The organism is Streptomyces atriruber (assembly GCF_001418325.1).
In the GTDB taxonomy this organism is placed as follows: Bacteria; Actinomycetota; Actinomycetes; order Streptomycetales; family Streptomycetaceae; genus Streptomyces; species Streptomyces atriruber.
Window position 1 is genome coordinate 1 of the sequence record NZ_LIPN01000067.1, and the last position, 18,274, is coordinate 18,274.

Genomic DNA, 18,274 nt, shown 5'->3' on the forward strand with positions numbered 1-18,274 from the left:
GTTCCAGGGGCTCCGGCGGGGGCGGCACGATCTCCTCGGCCGTGTAGCCCAGCTTCTCGACCAGCGCGATCAGCTGGGCGACCGCCACCGCCGCGCCCGCCTCGGTCTCGCCGAACGAGACCTTCGCCTTCTCCGTGGCGAGATTGACCGTGGCGGTCACGCCCTCCATGCGGTTGAGCTTCTTCTCGATGCGCGAGGAGCAGGAGGCGCAGGTCATTCCGCCGACGGCGAGTTCGACTTCGGTCATGACTCTTTCGTACTACTTCCGGGATCGTGGGACGGCGACGGGCCCTGTGGTGTCGGTGGCGACACCACAGGGCCCGGGGTACCCGGCAGGCCGCCGGTCGGACACCGCGGCCCGTGGGTCAGGCCTTGACGCCGGCGAGCTCGTAGCCCGCCTCGTCGACGGCGGCGCGCACCGCGGCCTCGTCCAGCGGAGCCTCGGAGACCACGGTGACCAGACCCGTGGCGGCGACGGCCTTGACGGAGGCGACGCCCGCGATCTCCGAGATCTCCTCGGACACGGCGCCCTCGCAGTGCCCACAGGTCATGCCCGTCACCTCGTACACCGTGGTGACGGCGCCCTGGGGAGCGTCGGCGGCGTCGGAGTGGCAGGAACCGCTGGGGGAGCAGCAGGACCCGGCGGTCTCGGACGCGGCCTGCGGGAGCTCGGTCTGGGCGCTCATGTCGTTCTCCTCGGGGGTGTGTACGTATGCGGCGTAGCGTGCGGGGGAGGGCCCCGGAGCACCGGCGACCTCCTGACGCACTCGAGACTATACCCCTAGGGGGTATTTCTCAACGAGGTGGGGCCGTGGCGGGGCCGTGCCGTCAGTCCCTGCGGCCCCGGTTCCCCGGCCGGGCCGCCACCCAGGCGCGGACGGTGTCCGCGTACCAGTAGGGCTTGCCGCCCTCCACGTGGTCGGGGTCCGGCAGCAGTCCGTGCTTGCGGTACGAGCGGACCGTGTCGGGCTGCACACGGATGTGCGCGGCGATCTCCTTGTACGACCAGAGCCTGCGGTCGGTCATCAGTGGCACCTCCCTGCGCGCGCCCAGGGCGGCCCGAAAGGCCGACGGGGGAGCTGGGCGCGGCGCGCGGCGATCACTCAGCCTGTGCCCGGTGAACGACGCAGAGTGACCACTGGGAAGTGGCTGTAGACCCCCTGTGACGCAAGACCCGCGTACGTGAGACATGTGTGACAGGAAGGGAGTGTTTGTGACAGAAGAGACGCACGCGGAGGGCGCGGTGCACCGGCGCGCACGAGGCGCGCGAGTGGGGCCGTGGCGGCGGGGCCAACAGGGAGTGACCGCGGGGTCCGGAGAGGGCGGGCCCGGGGGTGCGGCGGCCGTGCCGGGCCGAGTGCGCCGAGGTGGGCCGGGCCTGCTGCGCCAGGCCCGGCCCACCGGCTTCCCCGCACTTCCTCCTGGCTCCCGGCACAGGAGGCGGGCGGGGATCCCCGCTTCCGATGGCTGAGGGCCACAGCGTGCCGTCAGCGCCGCCCGCCGGTCTTGGAGAAAAGCGCACCCGGCCCCGCCGCGAGCACCAGGCTCGTGGGCTCGCCGGTCAGCCGGTCGGCCGACGGCGGCCCGCTCCTCGGCACCGGCACCGCCCGCCGCGCCGCGGTGAACTCCCGTGGCGTGCACCCCGTCATCGCCTTGAACTCGCCGCTCAGGTGCGCCTGGTCGTAGTAGCCGCAGACCGCGGCCGTCTGCGCCTGGCCGTGCCCGGCCGCGAGCATCGCGCGGGCCCGCTGCAGCCGCAGCACCCGCCCCGCGGCCTTGGGCCCGATGCCGATCTGTTCCCGGAACCGGTACTCCAACTGCCGCACGCTCCAGCCGACTTCCTCGGCGAGCTGCCCGACGGGCACGGTGCCCCCGGAGCGTACGAGCTCGCTCCAGGCCCGCACGGTCCGCGCCGAGGACGGCGGTCCCGCCTCGGCCCAGCGGGCGAAGGCGTCGTCGAGCAGGGCGAACCGCGCCCGCCACGACGGCAGGACGCCCAGCGCGGCGGCCAGTTCGGCGACGCTGCGCCAGCGGTCGGGGCCCGGCCGCACGCCGAGCGCGTCGGGGTCGAGGGTGCGGTCGGCCAGTTCGTGCAGCGCGGTGCCGAACAGCGTGAAGGCGCTCCACGGCGCGAGCAGCACCTCGATGCCCGCGAGGCGCCCGTCGTGCTCGCCGACCACCGGGGTCGTGCCCAGCCCGGACAGCACGGACACGAGCGAGACCGGGGGGCGGGCGGGGCCCGTGCGGCCCGGATCGGCGAGGCCGGAGATCCGCAGGGGCCGCTCGAAGCCGAGCAGCAGGGTCACCGCGCCGATCGGCACCTCCAGGCGGCGGCGCGGTCCCGGCATCGCGAACCGCACCCCGCGGTAACTGATCACGCCCGGCCGCAGCCGGGGGTGCGGGCGGGCGAGGGCGACCTCCCAGCGCCCGTCGGCCGCCCGGAGGACCGCGGGGGCGCCAGGGGCTCCGGGAGCTCCCGGGGTTGTCGGGACTACGCGCCGCACGACCGCAGGAAGGAGCGGGTGCGGCGGGCGATCGGCAGGGGCTTGCCGGGGTCACACGGATACATGTCCTGCTCCACGATCGCGAAGAGCTCGACCCCCAGCCGCTGGGCCGCCGCGAGCACGGGCTCCAGGGCGGGCACCCCGGCGGGCGGCTCGCACATCACCCCGCGGGCCACCGCGGGCCCGAACGGCACCTCGTCGGCCCGCACCTCGGCGAGGATCGCCGGGTCGACCTGCTTGAGGTGCAGATAGCCGATGCGTTCGCCGTACGTCTCGATGAGCTTGACGCTGTCGCCGCCGCAGTAGGCGTAGTGGCCCGTGTCCAGGCAGAGCGAGACGAGGTCCGGGTCGGTGGCGTCGAGGAAACGGGTGACGTTCTCCTCGCTGTCGATGTGCGTGTCCGCGTGCGGGTGGACCACGACGCGCAGGCCGTACCGCTCGCGGACCTCGTGGGCCAGGCGCTCGGTCTGGGTGGTCAGTTCGCGCCATTGTGCGGGCGTGAGGACGCGCTCCTCCAGGACCTCGCCGGTCTTGTCGTCGCGCCAGAAGGAGGGGATGACGACGAGGTGCTCGGCCCCCATGGCCTGCGCGAGCGCCGCGTTGTCCGCCACGTGCGCCCAGGTCTTCTCCCAGACGGCGGGTCCGTGGTGCAGCCCCGTGAAGACCGTGCCCGCGGACACCTTGAGGCCGCGGCGGGCCGTCTCCGCGGCCAGCTCGGCCGGGTCGGTGGGCAGATAGCCGTACGGGCCGAGCTCGATCCACTCGTACCCGGACTCCGCGACCTCGTCGAGGAAGCGGCGCCACGGCACCTGCCGCGGGTCCTCGGGAAACCACACGCCCCACGAGTCGGGCGCCGAACCGATCCGGATACGAGACAGCGTCGTCATGCCCGCCAGCGTCCAGGCCGGTTCGGAAGAGTGTCAAGCAGTGGTCCGAATGTAAGGACAAAATGTTGACAGGGTTCCTGGGGCGGGATTAGACCTGGGGGCACACGAGCGTCGGGCCCGGCGAAGGGACGCACAGGGTGAGTGATCCGTACGACGTCATCACGATGGGCCGGATCGGGGTGGACCTGTATCCCCTGCAGACCGGGGTGTCGCTCGCCGAGGTGACCGCGTTCGGGAAGTTCCTCGGCGGCTCGGCCAGCAACGTCGCGGTCGCCGCGGCCCGCCTCGGCCGCCGCGTCGCCGTCATCACCCGTACCGGTGAGGACCCCTTCGGGGAGTACCTGCACACAGCGCTGCGGGACTTCGGCGTCGACGACCGCTGGGTGAGCCCGGTCGCGGGCCTGCCGACGCCGGTGACGTTCTGCGAGATCTTCCCGCCGGACGACTTCCCGCTGTACTTCTACCGGCTGCCGAAGGCGCCCGACCTGGAGATGTACGAGAGCGAGCTCGACCTCGACGCCGTCGCCGCGGCGCGGATCTTCTGGATGACGGGCACGGGGCTGTGCGCGGAGCCCAGCCGCTCGGCGACGCTGGCGGCGCTCGCCCACCGGGCGCGGAGCGGGATCACCGTCTTCGACCTGGACTGGCGGCCGATGTTCTGGGGCGACCCGGGTGAGGCCCGGCCCCGCTACGAGGCGGCCCTCGCGCACGCCACCGTCGCCGTCGGCAACCTCGACGAGGTGGAGATCGCGACGGGGATCCGTGAACCCCGCGCGGCGGCGCGGGCGTTGCTCGACGCGGGTGTCGAACTGGCCGTCGTCAAACAGGGCCCCGAAGGAGTGCTCGCCATGAACCGGGCGGGGGAGTCGGCGCAGGTCCCGCCCCTGCCGGTCAAGGTACTCAACGGTCTCGGCGCGGGCGACGCGTTCGGCGGGGCGCTCTGCCACGGGCTGCTCGCGGGCTGGGACCTCGAACGGATCATGCGGTACGCCAATGCGGCGGGGGCGATCGTCACCTCGCGGCTGGAGTGTTCTTCCGCCATGCCGTTTTCTGGCGAGGTCGCCCTGGCGGTGGAGCGGGGGGCGGTCACATGAGTCCGGGCGCCGCCCGGGGTGGGCGTGCACGGGGCTCCGCCCCGGACCCCGCTCCTCAAACGCCGGAGGGGCTGGAATTCACTCCCGTCGACATCGGTGCGCTCGCCCGGATCCGGGTCCGGCATCCCGAAGCCATTGCCGAAGCCGCTGCCCGGCGGGTGCGGCGGGAACTGGTCGGGGAGCGGGGGCGGCTCATGATCGTTGCTGCCGATCATCCGGCCCGGGGGTCCCTCGGCGTCGGTGGGGCGCCGCTTGCCATGGCCAACCGCGGGGACCTGCTGGAGCGGCTCTGTCTCGCGCTGTCGCGGCCCGGTGTCGACGGGGTGCTCGCCAGCGCCGATGTCCTTGACGACCTGCTGCTCCTCGGCGCCCTCGACGGCAAGGTCGTCATGGGGTCGATGAACCGCGGCGGGCTCGCGGGCGCCGCCTTCGAGCTGGACGACCGGTTCACCGGGTACCGGCCCGAGGACATCGAGCGGCTCGGCTTCGACGCGGGCAAGCTGCTGCTGCGCGTCGACTACGAGGACCCCGGGTCGCTGCGGACCCTGCACTCCGCCGCCCGCGTCGTCGACGCCATGGCCGAGCGGCGGCTGCCGGTCTTCGTCGAGCCGTTCCTCACCGCCCGCGACGGCACCGGGCCGCCCCGCAACGACCTGGGCGCCGAGGCCGTCACCCGCTCCATCGCCATCGCCTCCGGGCTCGCCGGCACCTCCGCGTACACCTGGCTGAAGGTCCCCGTCACCGAGAACCCCGACGACATGGCCCGCGTCATGGAGACCTCGACGCTGCCCGCCGTTCTGCTGGGCGGCGACACCGGGGGCGATCAGGAGGCGGCGTACGAGAAGTGGCGCGGCGCCCTGCAACTGCCCACCGTGCAGGGGCTCGTCGTGGGCCGGGCGCTGCTGTACCCGCCCGACGGGGACGTGGCGGGGGCGGTCGACACCGCCGTAGGACTGTTGTAGGCGAGGCGGACCAGGCCCGGGAGGCCCACATGACGTACGTACCGAAAGGGAGTGCGGCCGACGGTCCGTACGCCCTCTCCATCGATCCGAAACGGGCCGGTTGGACCTACTCGCAGCTGCGCGTCGTGGAGATCGAACCGGGCGGGCAGCACTCCTTCACCACCGGGGAGAGTGAATGGATCGTGCTCCCGCTGACCGGCGGCTGTACGGTGCAGACAGCAGACGGGATCATCGAACTGCTGGGCCGCGACAGCGTGTTCAGCGGAGTCTCCGACTTCGCTTACGTGCCGCGTGACGCCCGGATCCAGATCGCCTCCGGCGCGGGAGGCCGCTTCGCCCTGGCAGGAGCGAAGTGCGAGCGTCGACTCCCCGCCCGCTACGGCTCCGCGCCGGAGGTACCAGTCGAGGACCGCGGCAGCGGCGGCTGCGCCCGCGAGGTGCGCAACTTCGCGTCGGCGGACGCCTTCGACTGCGACCGGCTCATCGCCGTCGAGGTGATCACGCCCGGCGGCAACTGGTCCTCGTACCCGCCGCACAAGCACGACGAGCACCGCCCGGGCATCGAGGCGGAGCTGGAGGAGATCTACTACTTCGAGATCGAGGCGCCCGGCGGCCGAGAAGGCTTCGGGTACCAACGGGTGTTCCCGTCCAGGGAGGGCGGCACCGACGTCCTCGCCGAGGTCCGCACCGGTGACGCCGTGCTGGTGCCCGACGGCTGGCACGGCCCGTCCATCGCCCAGCCCGGGCACGCGATGTACTACCTGAATGTGATGGCAGGACCCGGTCAGGAGAGGGAGTGGCGGATCTGCTTCCACCCCGACCACACGGAGGGATACCGATGACCCGGCTCACCACGGCCCAGGCCCTTGTCCGTTTCCTGGCGCGGCAGTACACCGAGCGGGACGGCACACGGCAGCGGCTGATCGGCGCGACCTGGGGCATCTTCGGACACGGCAATGTGGCCGGGGTCGGGCAGGCCCTCGTGGAGTACGCCGATGAGATGCCCTTCCACCAGGGGCGGAACGAACAGGCCATGGTGCACGCCGCCGTCGGATACGCCCGGCAGTGCGGCCGCCTCGCCACCCACGCCGTCACCACCTCCATCGGCCCCGGCGCCACCAACCTCGTCACCGGCGCCGCGCTCGCCACCGTCAACCGGCTGCCCGTCCTGCTGCTGCCCGGCGACACCTTCGCGACCCGGCCCGCCGACCCCGTCCTCCAGCAGCTCGAAGTCCCTTACGCGGGCGACGTGTCCGTCAACGACTGCCTGCGTCCGGTGTCGAAGTACTTCGACCGTGTCACCCGCCCCGAGGCGCTGATCCCCGCCGCGCTCGCCGCGATGCGGGTGCTCACCGACCCGGTGGAGACCGGTGCGGTCACGCTGGCCCTGCCGCAGGACGTGCAGGCGGAGGCGTACGACTGGCCGGCGGAGTTCTTCGCGGAGCGGACGTGGACCGTGCGCAGGCCCGCCCCCGATCCGCGCGAACTGGCCGCCGCCGCGGACGCGGTGCGCGAAGCCAGGCGCCCCCTCGTCGTCGCGGGCGGCGGCGTCCACCACAGCGCCGCCGAGGACGCGCTGCGGGAGTTCGTGGACGCGACCCGCATCCCCGTCGCCTCCACCCAGGCGGGCAAGGGCTCGCTGCGCCACGACCACCCGGCGGACGTCGGAGGCATCGGGCACACCGGCACCGCCACCGCCGACGAACTGGCCCGCACCGCCGACCTCGTGATCGGCGTCGGTACCCGCTACAGCGACTTCACCACCGCCTCCGGCACCCTGTTCGAGGCGGCGGGCGTGCGCTTCCTCAACCTCAACATCGCGCCCTTCGACGGCCACAAGATGGCGGGCGCCACCCTCGTCGCCGACGCGCGCACCGGGCTCGAAGCGCTCACGCAGGCGCTGCGCGGCCACCGCGTCGAGCCCGCCTACGCCGTCGAGTACGGGGACGACAAGGAGCGCTGGGAGCAGCGCGTCGACGCCGCGTTCGCGGCGGACGAGCCGGATGTGCGCCCGACGCAGACCCAGGTCCTCGGCGTGCTCGACGAGCTGGTGACGGACGACGACGTGCTCATCAATGCCGCCGGTTCGCTCCCCGGCGACCTGCACAAACTGTGGCGGGCCCGGTCGCCGCGGCAGTACCACGTCGAGTACGGATACTCCTGCATGGGCTACGAGATCCCCGCGGCCATCGGCGTCGCGCTGGCCGCGCCGGAGCGGCCCGTGTGGGCGCTGGTCGGCGACGGCACGTACCTGATGAACCCGACGGAGATCGTCACCGCCGTCCAGGAGGACCTGCCCGTCAAGGTCGTGATCCTGCAGAACCACGGGTACGCCTCCATCGGCGGCCTCTCGGAGTCCGTGGGCGGCGAACGGTTCGGCACCGCGTACCGCTTCCGGGCGCCCGACGGGTCGTACACCGAGGGCCCGCTGCCCGTGGATCTCGCGGCGAACGCGGCCTCGCTCGGGATGCGGGTGCTGCGCGCCAAGACCATCCGTGACCTGCGCGAGGCGCTGCGCGAGGCGCGCGACGCAGACCGTCCCACATGTGTCTATGTGGAGACGGAAACGGCAGACACAGTGTCGGGCCCGCCCCCGGCACAGGCGTGGTGGGATGTGCCCGTGGCCGAGACGGCGACCCGGGTGTCCGCGGTCGAGGCCAGGGAAGAGTACGACCGGCACGTCACTGCCCGACGCCGCCACCTGTGAGAGTAGGGATGCTTGTCATGACGAAGACCGTCAACCACTGGATCGGTGGAAAGGCCGTCGAGGGCGCGTCCGGAACGTACGGCCCGGTCACCGATCCGGCGACCGGCGCCGTCACGACGCAGGTCGCCTTCGCGAACGCGGGCGAGGTCGACGCGGCCGTCGCCGCCGCCCGCGAGGCCTTCGCGACCTGGGGCACGTCCTCGCTCGCCAAGCGCACCGCGATCCTCTTCAAGTTCCGCGCGCTGCTCGACGCGAACCGCGACGCCATCGCCGAGCTGATCGTCGCCGAGCACGGCAAGGTGCACTCGGACGCGCTCGGCGAGGTCGCCCGCGGTCTGGAGATCGTCGACCTGGCCTGCGGCATCACGGTGCAGCTGAAGGGCGAGCTGTCGACGGAGGTGGCCTCGCGCGTGGACGTGTCGTCCATCCGCCAGCCGCTCGGTGTCGTCGCGGGCATCACGCCGTTCAACTTCCCGGCGATGGTGCCGATGTGGATGTTCCCGCTGGCCATCGCCTGCGGCAACACCTTCGTGCTGAAGCCGTCGGAGAAGGACCCGTCGGCGTCGATGAAGATCGCCGAGCTGCTGAGCGAGGCCGGTCTGCCCGACGGCGTCTTCAACGTCGTGCACGGTGACAAGGTCGCCGTGGACGCGCTGCTGGAGCACCCGGACGTCGCGGCTGTCTCCTTCGTGGGCTCCACCCCCATCGCCCGCTACATCCACACCACCGCCTCCGCCAACGGCAAGCGCGTGCAGGCCCTCGGCGGCGCCAAGAACCACATGCTGGTGCTGCCGGACGCCGACCTGGACGCGGCCGCCGACGCCGCGGTCTCGGCCGCGTACGGCTCGGCGGGCGAGCGCTGCATGGCGATCTCGGCGGTCGTCGCGGTCGGTGCGGTCGCCGACGAGCTGGTGGGCAAGATCAAGGAGCGCGCCGAGAAGATCAAGATCGGTCCCGGCACCGACCCGACGTCGGAGATGGGCCCGCTCATCACGGCCGCCCACCGCGACAAGGTCGCCTCGTACGTCACGGGCGCCGCGGCCGAGGGCTGCGAGGTCGTGCTCGACGGCACCGGTCACACGGTCGAGGGCCATGAGGACGGCCACTGGATCGGCCTCTCGCTGCTCGACCGCGTGCCGACGACCGCCAAGGCCTACCGGGACGAGATCTTCGGCCCGGTCCTGTGCGTGCTGCGCGTCGACACGTACGAGGAGGGCGTGGCCCTCATGAACGCCTCGCCGTTCGGCAACGGCACCGCGATCTTCACCCGGGACGGCGGCGCGGCCCGCCGCTTCCAGCTGGAGATCGAGGCGGGCATGGTCGGCGTGAACGTGCCGATCCCGGTGCCGGTGGGCTACCACTCCTTCGGCGGCTGGAAGGACTCGCTCTTCGGCGACCACCACATCTACGGCAACGACGGCACGCACTTCTACACGCGCGGCAAGGTCGTCACGACGCGCTGGCCCGACCCCTCGGACGCGCCGTCCGGCGTGGACCTCGGGTTCCCGCGCAACCACTGAGCCGCCCCCTCACCGGCTCCCGAAGTCCCCGGCCGCCCCGGCCGGGGGCTTCGCCGTTGGTTCACCGTTCTACGATGTGTGTGCACTACATGAAAGGCCGTGAGCATGCCGCACATCGACATCGACTACGCCGACACCCTGTCCGGCGTCCTGGATCTGCCCGCCCTCGTGGCGGAGCTGCATCCGCTGGTCGTGGAGCGGGTGGACTCGGTCGGGGTCGGCAAGACGTTCTGCCGGCCCTCGGCGGCCTTCGTGGACGGCAGGCCGGGCGCGGCCTTCGTGCACGTCCGTGTGGGCCTGCTGGCGGGGCGCGCCCACGGGGTGAAGGCGGCCCTCTCCGAGGACGTGCTGGCACTGCTCGGCAAGCATCTGTCGGGGGTCGAGGGCGCGACGTGCTCGGTGGAGATCCGCGACCTCGATCCTTCGTACCGACTGGACCCGACGCACTGAGCGCGGTGCGCCGCACTGAGCGCAGTGCGCTCGTGACCGAGTGTGCAGCAGGGCCGTCCGAACTCCGGACGGCCCTGATTCTTTTTTGACGCCGCTCTTGCGGTTCCCGTGCACAGGGTGCAATTCGGGCAGCTAAGCCTTTCTCGTTCATCTGCCTGCAATGTCAAGGTCATATCCCGCGGCGGCATGTTCATTGCGGTCCCTGTGGGCAAACTCTTGGGAAAGCGAGGCGACTTGGGGCGGGACGGGGCTGCGGATTCCGTAGGTAAATGACCGTTGACGTTCCGGTTGCCGCCGGGGTTCGATGACGCGCCGGGAGCCACAGAAACACGCAGCTCAATTGCCTTCGGAGGCGATAGCGCTCCCGCCGCACCTCCTGCCGTACGAGTCGATCGGACCGCGCTTCATGACCGATACGCTTCGCCCGCACCAGTCCGCCACCACCGGGGCACCTTCCGAGGCGCCCACGGTCACAGCCGTCCCGGGCGATCCACAGAAGCTCAAGCGTTCCATCGGCGTCGTCGGCGGCACCCTGCTCACGCTGTCGTGCGTGACGCCCGCCTCCACCCTCTTCGTCGTCGTCCCCGACCTCTTCTCCTCCCTCGGCACCGCCACCGCGCTCACCATCGCGATCGGCTCGCTGCTCTGCGTGGGCGTCGCGTTCTGCTACTCGGAGCTCGGCACGCTCATCCCCAGCGCGGGCGGCGAGTACGCGATGGTCTCGACGATGGCGGGACGCCTGGCGGGCTGGCTGGTCTTCGTGCTGTCCCTGCTGGTCGTGATGATCGTGCCGCCCGTGATCGCCATGGGCACGGCCGACTATCTGGCGCCGGTCATGCACCTCGACCCGTCCTACGCGGGCGCGGGCGTGATGATCTGCGCCACCCTCGCCGGTCTGCTCGACCTGCGTGCCAACGCGTGGATCACCGGCATCTTCCTGGTCCTGGAGGTCGTGGCGGCGGGGGTCGTGGCGGTCCTCGGCTTCGCGCACGCCGAGCGGGGCCCTGCCAGCCTGGTCGACCTGACGGTGGCGTCCGGCTCCGGCTCGGGGCCCGGCGGCGTCGACGGCGTCACGGCGATGCTGATCGTCTCCGGCCTCGCCATCGCCCTCTTCGTCACCCAGGGCTTCTCCACGGCGGTCTACCTCTCCGAGGAGATGGAGAACCCGCGCCGCAACGTCGCGCGCACCGTCCTCGCCACCCTCGCCATCTCCTCCGTGATCATCCTGGTGCCGGTCGTCGCGATCACCATGGGCGCCGAGAGCCTGACCGCCTTGACCGAGGGCGACATCAGCGCCATGGTGACGGCCTGGTCGAGCTCCGCGGTCGGCACCTTCGTCAGCCTCTGCGTGGCCCTCGCGATCATCAACGCGGGCATCGTGATGGTCATCCAGAACTCCCGCGTCCTGTTCGCCTCCGCCCGCGACAAGGCCTGGCCCGCCCCGGTCAACAACGCCCTGTCGAAGCTCGGCGCGTCCGGCGCCCCCTGGGTGGCCACGCTCCTGGTGGGCGTGCCCGGCGCGCTCCTGTGCTTCGTCAACCTGGACACGCTGTACGGCGTCACCGGCGTCTCCGTGACCGGCATGTACCTGCTGGTGGCGGTCGCCGCCCTGCTGGCCCGCCGGGGCTCCCACAGGACCACGGCGGCCTGGCGGATGCCGCTGTGGCCCGCGGTGCCGGTGGTGCTGATCGCGGTGCTCGCCTACATCCTCAGCCAGCAGGAGCTGCCCTACCTCGGCTGGACCGGCGGGATCGTCGTCGTGGCGACCCTGTACTGGGCGCTGTACCTGCGGCCGCGGCGCGAGACGCGGTGGCTGGTGAGCGTGCCGGAGGATTCCTGACCCCTCAGGCGGCGGTCGCGTTCAGGTAGGCGAGGACGGCCAGGACACGGCGGTTGCCGTCGTCGTCATCGCCGATGCCCAGCTTGCCGAACGTCGAGGTCGTGTACTTGCTGATCGCGCTCTCGCTGAGGAACAGGCGGCGGCCGATGGCCTGGTTGGACAGTCCCTCGGCCATCAGGGCGAGCACGGACCGCTCGCGCTCGGTGAGCCGGTCGAGCCCCCGCTCCGGGGAACCCACGGACAGCAGCTTCGCGATGACGGCCGGATCCATGGCGGTCCCGCCGCCCGCGACGCGCTCCAGGGCGCCGATGAACTGGTCGGCGTCGAACACGCTCTCCTTCAGGAGGTAGCCGACGGAGCCCGCCCCGTCGGCCAGGAGCTCCCTGGCGTACAACTGCTCGACGTGCTGGGAGAGCACGAGGACCGGCAGGCCGGGCATCTCGCTGCGGGCGGCGAGGGCCGCGCGCAGCCCCTCGTCCGACTGGGTCGGCGGCATCCGCACATCGATGACGGACACGTCGGGGCGCCACGTCCGCAGCACGTCGAGCGTCTCGGGCCCGGTCGCGGCGGTCGCCACCACCTCGTGCCCGCACGCCTCGATCAGGCGGACCATCCCGTCGCGCAGGAGGTAGAGGTCTTCGGCTACGACGATTCGCATGGCACCGCCATCCTCACACGCGTCGGGCCGCCCGCCGGGCTCGTGATCTCCACCGTCCCGTCGAAGACCGCGATCCTGCGGCGCAGGCCCGCGAGCCCGCCGCCGTCCCGCGCCCCGGCCCCGCCCCGGCCGTCGTCCTCGACCTCGACGACGATACCGACGCCGTCGTGGTGGAGGCGGACGTGCGCCCGGGAGGCGCGGGCGTGCCGGACCGTGTTGGTGAGCAGCTCGGAGACGCCGAAGTAGAGGGCGGCCTCGACCGGCGGGTCCAGGCGCAGCCCGTCGTCGGCGGCGACGCCCACGTCGAGCGGGACGTCCAGGGCGAGCGCGCGGACGGCGTCGACGAGGCCCCGCTCGGTGAGGACCGGCGGACTGATCCCCTGGACCAGCTCGCGGAGTTCGGCCAGCGAGGCGGCCGCGCCGGCCCGCGCCTCCCGCATCAGCGTCCGGGCCCGTTCGGGGTCGGACGCCAGCAGCTTCTCTGCGGTCGCGAGGGAGAGCCCGAGACCCACCAGGCGGGCCTGGGCCCCGTCGTGCAGGTCGCGTTCGATGCGGCGGATCTCGGCGGCCTGCGCGACCGTCGCGTCCGCGCGCTGGGCGGTCAGCTCGTCCACCCGGTCGGCCAGCGCCATCGAGGGCGACGGACGCAGGAAACGTACCGCCACCGGCTCCAACGCCCGCCAGGCGTACGGCGCGCAGCCGACGGCCACCACCGCGCCGAGCACCCCCGTCAGGCGCGGGGCGAGCCCCGGTTGAAGAAGCCCGGCGACCGCCGCGACCGCCCCCGCCGGCGGCAGGCAGGCGACCGGGCCCGCGGTGAACGGCACGACCGCGGTGAAGCGCAGATCGCGCCAGTTGGCGGGGTCGCCCCACCGGACCCGCCACTTCTGGTCGAGGAGCGCGTCGCGGCTGGTGCGCTCGTATCCGAAGCCGTTCCACCAGTACCCGGTGGACATCCGCGTCACCGGGCCGGCCTGCCGGTACCCGTCGGGGATCACGGTGCCCGTCCAGCGCTCGACGACACGGCGCACCGTCCGGCACACGGGCCTGGCGAGCCCGAGCGTGCCCACGCACACCAGCACGAGCGGCGCGAGCCACGACCACGGGTTGCCGGGACCCCACCGGATCCCGAGCGCCACGGCCGCGGCCCACACGGCGGGGATCAGCATGCCGACGACCGCCACGACACACGCCCGCACGAACCCCGTGCCGACGCGCTCCACCCAAGAACCCAGCTGCCGCATGCCTCTTCCTCCGCCGGTCGCGCCTCGCTCCGTGCCCCAACCCTGCACCGCACGAACCCTGCCGCAGCCCCGGCCCGCAGGGGAGTGGGTCTGGGCCCACCCTTGTGTACGTCCAGCCGCATACCGGCCCCGGCCGTCCCTCCATAGCGTCGACGGCATGGAAACCCGAACAGCTTTCAGCAGGTCCGAGAAGAGCATCAAGGCCTACGTCGTGCTCAGCGCCTGCGCCCTCGTGGCGGTCGTCGCGGTCGCGAGCGCCGGGCACACGGTGAACACGTTCATGTGGGTCCGCGCGGTCCTGCTGCCCGTGGTCGCCGTGCTGATGCACCGCATGGCCGTCGCCGCCGCCCGCGGCAGCCGACGGGCCTCCGAGCGCGTGCGCACCCTCGCCGTCGTCATGCCGGTCGCCATCGTCGCCGTCGACCTGATCCCGGGCGTCTGCCCGCCCTGGTACACGGCGACGCAGATCGTCTGCATGCTCCCCGTCATCCGCGTCGCGTTCCTCACCCGGACCGCGGCGCCGCGCGCAGATCCCAGCTGACCGACGCGAACCGGCCGTCGTCCGAACCGCCCGCGCCGCGGTACGTCGCCAGCGCGTGGACCAGCACGGCCCGCACCGCGGCGGACCGTCGAAGAGGTGCTCGGCGGCGGTGATTTCGGCGACGGTCGTGGCGCGGCGGATCTCCATGCGTACCACGGTCGTCGTATGCGGGGCGCGGAGTCTACTCCCCGGGGAGGCATGCGGGTTCAGACCGGCGGCTGCCCCCGTTGTCGGTCGGCGCCCGTACCTTTGACGACATGGATCTACGACTGCCCAGGCCCAGGTTCTCCGTGCCACGCGGTCCGCGCAGGCTGATCGCCGCCGCGGCCGCCGTCGCGGTGCTCGCCGGTGTGGGCACCTGGTCGGCGGTCGCCTCGGAGGACGACGGCCCCGCCGTGCGCCGGACGGACCGCATGGTCGACACCGGCGGCGCGCGCATCGACACCTCGTACTTCACGGCCGGTGACCCGGACACCAAGCGCCCCGCCGTCCTCATCGGGCACGGCTTCGGCGGCAGCAAGGCGGACGTCCGCAAGCAGGCCGAGAAGCTGGCCGAGGACGGGTACGCGGTCCTGACCTGGTCCGCGCGCGGCTTCGGGAAGTCCACCGGCAAGATCGGGCTCAACGACCCCAAGGGCGAGGTCGCCGACGTCTCCAAGCTGATCGACTGGCTGGCGACCCGCCCCGAGGTGCGGCTCGACAAGGACGGCGACCCGCGCGTGGGCATGACCGGCGCCTCGTACGCGGGAGCGGTGTCCCTGCTCGTCGCCGGGTACGACGGGCGGGTGGACGCGATCGCCCCGCAGATCACGTACTGGAACCTCGCGGACGCGCTGTTCCCCGACGGCGTCTTCAAGAAGCTGTGGGCCGGTCTCTTCATCAACACCGGTGGCGGCTGCGACCGGTTCGAGAAGCGGCTGTGCGCCATGTACGAGCGGGTCGCGGAGGCGGGCAAGCCGGACGCCGAGGCGCGCGAGCTGCTCGCCGGGCGCAGCCCCGCCGCCGTCGGCGACCGCATCAAGGTGCCGACGTTCCTCGCCCAGGGCCAGACCGACTCCCTCTTCCCGCTCGGCCAGGGCGACGCCATCGCCAGGGCGGTCCGCGCGAACGGCGCGCCCGTCTCCGTCGACTGGATCGCGGGCGGGCACGACGGCGGCGACAGCGAGCGGGACCGCATCGAGGGCCGCGTCGGCGCCTGGTTCGACCGCTATCTCAAGGACGACGAGAGCGCCGACACGGGTCCGGCGTTCCGCGTCACCCGCACCGGAGGGATCGACTCCACCGACGGCGCGGCCCGCAAGCGCGGCGCGAGCGCCGACGCCTACCCGGGCCTGACGAGCGGCACGCGCGCGGTGCCGCTGAGCGGCCGCGAGCAGACCTTCGACAACCCGGCGGGCGCCGGCCCGCCCGCCATCTCCGGGCTCCCCGGCGTCGGCGGCGGCCGCCTCTCCCAGTTCGCCTCGCTCGGCGTCGGCATCTCCGTGGACTTCCCCGGCCAGTTCGCCAAGTTCGAGTCGGAGCCGGTCCGCGACGACCTGCGGATCACCGGCTCGCCCACCGTCCGCGCCCATGTGAAGTCCTCCCGCGACGACGCGGTGCTGTTCGCGAAGGTGTACGACGTCGGGCCCGACGGCAAGCAGCAGGTCCTGCCCGCACAGCTCGTCTCGCCCGTCCGCGTGACCGGCGCGAAGCAGGGCAAGGACGTCGAGCTGCGGCTGCCCGCCGTCGACCACAAGGTGCAGAAGGGCCACCGCCTGCGCCTCGCCCTCTCCTCGACCGACCTCGGCTACGCGTCGCCGGACCGGCCCGCCAAGTACACCGTCTCCCTCAAGGGCGACCTGAAGGTGCCGACCGCACCCGGCGTGGAGACCGCGGCCGCGCCGCTGCCCGCCTGGGTGTGGTGGCTGCCCGCCGCCGCTGCCGTGCTCGCCCTCGGCCTGCTCGGCACCGCGCGCAGGCGCACCACCGCACCCGCCCCCGACCCGGCCCTCGCCGAAGTCCCGCTCCGGATCACCGACTTGAGCAAGCGCTACGCCAAGTCCACCGACCGGTACGCCGTCCGTGACGTCTCCTTCACCGTGGAGAAGGGCCAGGTCCTCGGCCTCCTGGGGCCGAACGGCGCGGGCAAGACGACGACGCTGCGCATGCTCATGGGCCTCATCCGCCCCGACGCGGGCGAGATCCGCGTCTTCGGACAGGCCATCAGGCCCGGGGCGCCCGTCCTCTCCAGGGTCGGCGCGTTCGTCGAGGGCGCCGGATTCCTGCCGCACCTCTCGGGCCGCGAGAACCTGGAGCTGTACTGGAAGGCGACGGGCCGTCCCGCCGAGGACGCCCACCTGGACGAGGCACTGGAGATCGCGGGCCTCGGCGACGCGCTCGCCCGCGCCGTGCGGACCTACTCCCAGGGCATGCGGCAGCGCCTCGCCATCGCCCAGGCCATGCTCGGCCTGCCGGACCTGCTGATCCTCGACGAACCGACCAACGGCCTCGACCCGCCCCAGATCCGCGAGATGCGCGAGGTCATGATCCGGTACGCGCGCGGCGGACGCACGGTCATCGTCTCCAGCCACCTCCTCGCCGAGGTCGAGCAGTCCTGCACGCACCTGGTCGTCATGGACCGCGGCCGGCTCGTCCAGGCGGGCCCGGTCGCCGAGATCGTCGGCTCCGGGGACACGCTCCTCGTGGGACTCGCGACCGACATCCCCGACCCACTGGTGGACAAGGTCGCCGCGCTGCCCGGCGTCGCGTCCGCGGTCCGCGCGGACGACGGCCTCCTGGTGCGGCTCGACGGCACCGAGCACGCGAGCGCCGTACGCCTGCTGCCCGAACTGGTGCGCCTCGACGTGCCGGTGGAGTCCATGGGGCCGCACCGCCGCCTCGAAGACGCGTTCCTCACCCTGATCGGAGGCGCCACCGCATGAGCGCACCCAGTGGCCCCGGCGCTCCCAGTGCTCCCGGTGGCCCCGGCACACCCGGTGGCCCCGGCACCCCCACCCTGGAGCGCCCGACCGCGCCCGGCTACCGCGCGCGGCGGACCCTGCCCCTGCGGGTCGAGGCGGTCCGCCAGCTGAAGCGCCGCCGCACGCTCGTGATGGGCGGCATCATGGCGCTCCTGCCGATCGTGCTCGTCATCGCGTTCGCCGTCGCGGGCGGCTCGCCGGGCTCCCGCAACGGCGACGTGACGCTGATGGACACGGCCACGGGCTCGGCCACGAACTTCGCCGCGACCTGCCTGTTCGTGTCGGCGGGCTTCCTGCTCGTCATCCCCGTCGCACTGTTCTGCGGGGACACCGTCGCCTCCGAGGCGAGCTGGTCCTCGCTGCGCTATCTGCTCGCCGCGCCCGTGCCGCGGGCCCGGCTGCTCTGGTCCAAGATGGCCGTCGCGCTCGGCATGAGCGCCGCCGCCATGGTGCTGCTGCCGCTCGTCGCGCTGGCGGTCGGCGCGGTGGCGTACGGCTGGGGGCCACTGGAGATCCCGACCGGCGGCACGCTGCCCGCGGGCACGGCCGCCCGGCGGCTGATCGTCGTCGTCGCGTACATCCTCGTGTCCCAACTGGTCACCGCGGGACTCGCGTTCTGGCTGTCGACCAAGACCGACGCCCCGCTCGGAGCGGTCGGCGGCGCGGTCGGCCTGACCATCGTCGGGAACGTCCTGGACGCGGTGACCGCGCTCGGCGACTGGCGGGACTTCCTGCCCGCGCACTGGCAGTTCGCCTGGGCCGACGCGATCCAGCCGCAGCCGGAGTGGGGCGGCATGATCCAGGGATCGGCGATCTCGGTGGCGTACGCGCTGGTGCTCTTCGCGCTGGCGTTCCGGGGGTTCGCGCGGAAGGACGTGGTGTCGTAGCGGAAGGACGTGGTGTCGTA

Annotated in this window: 17 protein-coding genes; 10 read left to right on the forward strand and 7 right to left on the reverse strand. The window is 72.8% G+C overall.

Features of this window, described 5'->3' with window-relative positions; genetic code table 11:
* The 5 genes from AOK03_RS08145 to AOK03_RS08165 all read right to left on the reverse strand — a co-directional run.
* The coding region (locus AOK03_RS08145; RefSeq protein WP_167355585.1) for a cation transporter at window positions 1-247 on the reverse strand (247 nt) is incomplete at its 3' end.
* Window positions 248-365: 118 nt separating this feature from the next.
* On the reverse strand, window positions 366-686 hold the full coding sequence (locus tag AOK03_RS08150) for a heavy-metal-associated domain-containing protein (RefSeq protein ID WP_055564499.1): 321 nt from the start codon (window positions 684-686) through the stop codon (window positions 366-368).
* A gap of 142 nt (window positions 687-828) precedes the next feature.
* Window positions 829-1,026, reverse strand: a complete 198-nt coding sequence (locus AOK03_RS08155; protein ID WP_055564500.1) for a MerR family transcriptional regulator — start codon at window positions 1,024-1,026, stop codon at window positions 829-831.
* Between the two features lie 461 nt (window positions 1,027-1,487).
* Window positions 1,488-2,348, reverse strand: a complete 861-nt coding sequence (locus AOK03_RS08160; protein WP_055564508.1) for a helix-turn-helix domain-containing protein — start codon at window positions 2,346-2,348, stop codon at window positions 1,488-1,490.
* Window positions 2,349-2,491: 143 nt separating this feature from the next.
* Entirely contained in the window at window positions 2,492-3,391 is a 900-nt protein-coding gene (locus tag AOK03_RS08165; protein ID WP_055564501.1) for a sugar phosphate isomerase/epimerase family protein, read from the reverse strand.
* Window positions 3,392-3,528: 137 nt separating this feature from the next.
* Here AOK03_RS08165 and iolC point away from each other — a divergent pair, with 137 nt between their 5' ends.
* From iolC to AOK03_RS08200, 7 genes are all read left to right on the forward strand, one after another.
* Entirely contained in the window at window positions 3,529-4,485 is a 957-nt protein-coding gene (gene iolC / locus AOK03_RS08170; protein WP_279616310.1) for a 5-dehydro-2-deoxygluconokinase, read from the forward strand.
* 92 nt (window positions 4,486-4,577) lie between these two features.
* Entirely contained in the window at window positions 4,578-5,447 is an 870-nt protein-coding gene (locus AOK03_RS08175) for a Cgl0159 family (beta/alpha)8-fold protein (RefSeq protein ID WP_055564510.1), read from the forward strand.
* Window positions 5,448-5,476: 29 nt separating this feature from the next.
* A complete protein-coding gene (gene iolB, locus AOK03_RS08180) occupies window positions 5,477-6,289 on the forward strand; it encodes a 5-deoxy-glucuronate isomerase (protein WP_055564502.1) in 813 nt (270 codons plus the stop codon).
* On the forward strand, window positions 6,286-8,154 hold the full coding sequence (iolD, locus tag AOK03_RS08185; RefSeq protein ID WP_055564503.1) for a 3D-(3,5/4)-trihydroxycyclohexane-1,2-dione acylhydrolase (decyclizing): 1,869 nt from the start codon (window positions 6,286-6,288) through the stop codon (window positions 8,152-8,154). Before iolB ends, iolD begins: the two co-directional genes overlap by 4 nt.
* A gap of 17 nt (window positions 8,155-8,171) precedes the next feature.
* Complete coding sequence (mmsA, locus tag AOK03_RS08190; protein ID WP_055564504.1) at window positions 8,172-9,674, forward strand: CoA-acylating methylmalonate-semialdehyde dehydrogenase; 1,503 nt, start codon at window positions 8,172-8,174, stop codon at window positions 9,672-9,674.
* 105 nt (window positions 9,675-9,779) lie between these two features.
* Window positions 9,780-10,124, forward strand: a complete 345-nt coding sequence (locus tag AOK03_RS08195) for a 5-carboxymethyl-2-hydroxymuconate Delta-isomerase (protein ID WP_055564511.1) — start codon at window positions 9,780-9,782, stop codon at window positions 10,122-10,124.
* A gap of 406 nt (window positions 10,125-10,530) precedes the next feature.
* Window positions 10,531-11,964 carry an APC family permease gene (locus AOK03_RS08200; protein WP_055564512.1) on the forward strand — a complete coding sequence of 478 codons (1,434 nt, stop codon included), beginning with the start codon at window positions 10,531-10,533 and terminating at the stop codon, window positions 11,962-11,964.
* 4 nt (window positions 11,965-11,968) lie between these two features.
* Here AOK03_RS08200 and AOK03_RS08205 read toward each other — a convergent pair whose 3' ends face one another.
* On the reverse strand, window positions 11,969-12,622 hold the full coding sequence (locus AOK03_RS08205) for a response regulator transcription factor (RefSeq protein ID WP_055564505.1): 654 nt from the start codon (window positions 12,620-12,622) through the stop codon (window positions 11,969-11,971).
* Window positions 12,607-13,866 (reverse strand): sensor histidine kinase, encoded by a 1,260-nt coding sequence (locus AOK03_RS08210; protein WP_055564506.1) that lies wholly within the window; start codon window positions 13,864-13,866, stop codon window positions 12,607-12,609. The genes AOK03_RS08205 and AOK03_RS08210 overlap by 16 nt, the downstream gene beginning before the upstream one ends.
* Before the next feature lie 157 nt (window positions 13,867-14,023).
* Between AOK03_RS08210 and AOK03_RS08215 the strand changes: the two genes are divergently transcribed.
* The 3 genes from AOK03_RS08215 (at window position 14,024) to AOK03_RS08225 (ending at window position 18,254) form a co-directional block, all read left to right on the forward strand.
* Window positions 14,024-14,407, forward strand: a complete 384-nt coding sequence (locus AOK03_RS08215; RefSeq protein ID WP_055564507.1) for a hypothetical protein — start codon at window positions 14,024-14,026, stop codon at window positions 14,405-14,407.
* Window positions 14,408-14,664: 257 nt separating this feature from the next.
* Window positions 14,665-17,328 (forward strand): alpha/beta fold hydrolase, encoded by a 2,664-nt coding sequence (locus tag AOK03_RS08220; RefSeq protein WP_055564513.1) that lies wholly within the window; start codon window positions 14,665-14,667, stop codon window positions 17,326-17,328.
* Window positions 17,325-18,254, forward strand: coding sequence for an ABC transporter permease (locus AOK03_RS08225; protein WP_244177524.1), 930 nt, complete (start codon window positions 17,325-17,327; stop codon window positions 18,252-18,254). The genes AOK03_RS08220 and AOK03_RS08225 overlap by 4 nt, the downstream gene beginning before the upstream one ends.
* Window positions 18,255-18,274: the final 20 nt, after the last annotated feature.

Bases quoted from the DNA above. Each gene is read 5' to 3' on its own strand.
- AOK03_RS08205 (WP_055564505.1), bottom strand. From the start codon at position 12,622: ATGCGAATCGTCGTAGCCGAAGACCTCTACCTCCTGCGCGACGGGATG.
- iolD (WP_055564503.1), top strand. From the start codon at position 6,286: ATGACCCGGCTCACCACGGCCCAGGCCCTTGTCCGTTTCCTGGCGCGG.
- AOK03_RS08220 (WP_055564513.1), top strand. From the start codon at position 14,665: ATGGATCTACGACTGCCCAGGCCCAGGTTCTCCGTGCCACGCGGTCCG.
- AOK03_RS08210 (WP_055564506.1), bottom strand. From the start codon at position 13,866: ATGCGGCAGCTGGGTTCTTGGGTGGAGCGCGTCGGCACGGGGTTCGTG.
- AOK03_RS08225 (WP_244177524.1), top strand. From the start codon at position 17,325: ATGAGCGCACCCAGTGGCCCCGGCGCTCCCAGTGCTCCCGGTGGCCCC.
- AOK03_RS08155 (WP_055564500.1), bottom strand. From the start codon at position 1,026: ATGACCGACCGCAGGCTCTGGTCGTACAAGGAGATCGCCGCGCACATC.
- iolB (WP_055564502.1), top strand. From the start codon at position 5,477: ATGACGTACGTACCGAAAGGGAGTGCGGCCGACGGTCCGTACGCCCTC.
- AOK03_RS08195 (WP_055564511.1), top strand. From the start codon at position 9,780: ATGCCGCACATCGACATCGACTACGCCGACACCCTGTCCGGCGTCCTG.
- AOK03_RS08160 (WP_055564508.1), bottom strand. From the start codon at position 2,348: ATGCCGGGACCGCGCCGCCGCCTGGAGGTGCCGATCGGCGCGGTGACC.
- AOK03_RS08200 (WP_055564512.1), top strand. From the start codon at position 10,531: ATGACCGATACGCTTCGCCCGCACCAGTCCGCCACCACCGGGGCACCT.
- AOK03_RS08150 (WP_055564499.1), bottom strand. From the start codon at position 686: ATGAGCGCCCAGACCGAGCTCCCGCAGGCCGCGTCCGAGACCGCCGGG.
- mmsA (WP_055564504.1), top strand. From the start codon at position 8,172: ATGACGAAGACCGTCAACCACTGGATCGGTGGAAAGGCCGTCGAGGGC.
- AOK03_RS08165 (WP_055564501.1), bottom strand. From the start codon at position 3,391: ATGACGACGCTGTCTCGTATCCGGATCGGTTCGGCGCCCGACTCGTGG.
- AOK03_RS08215 (WP_055564507.1), top strand. From the start codon at position 14,024: ATGGAAACCCGAACAGCTTTCAGCAGGTCCGAGAAGAGCATCAAGGCC.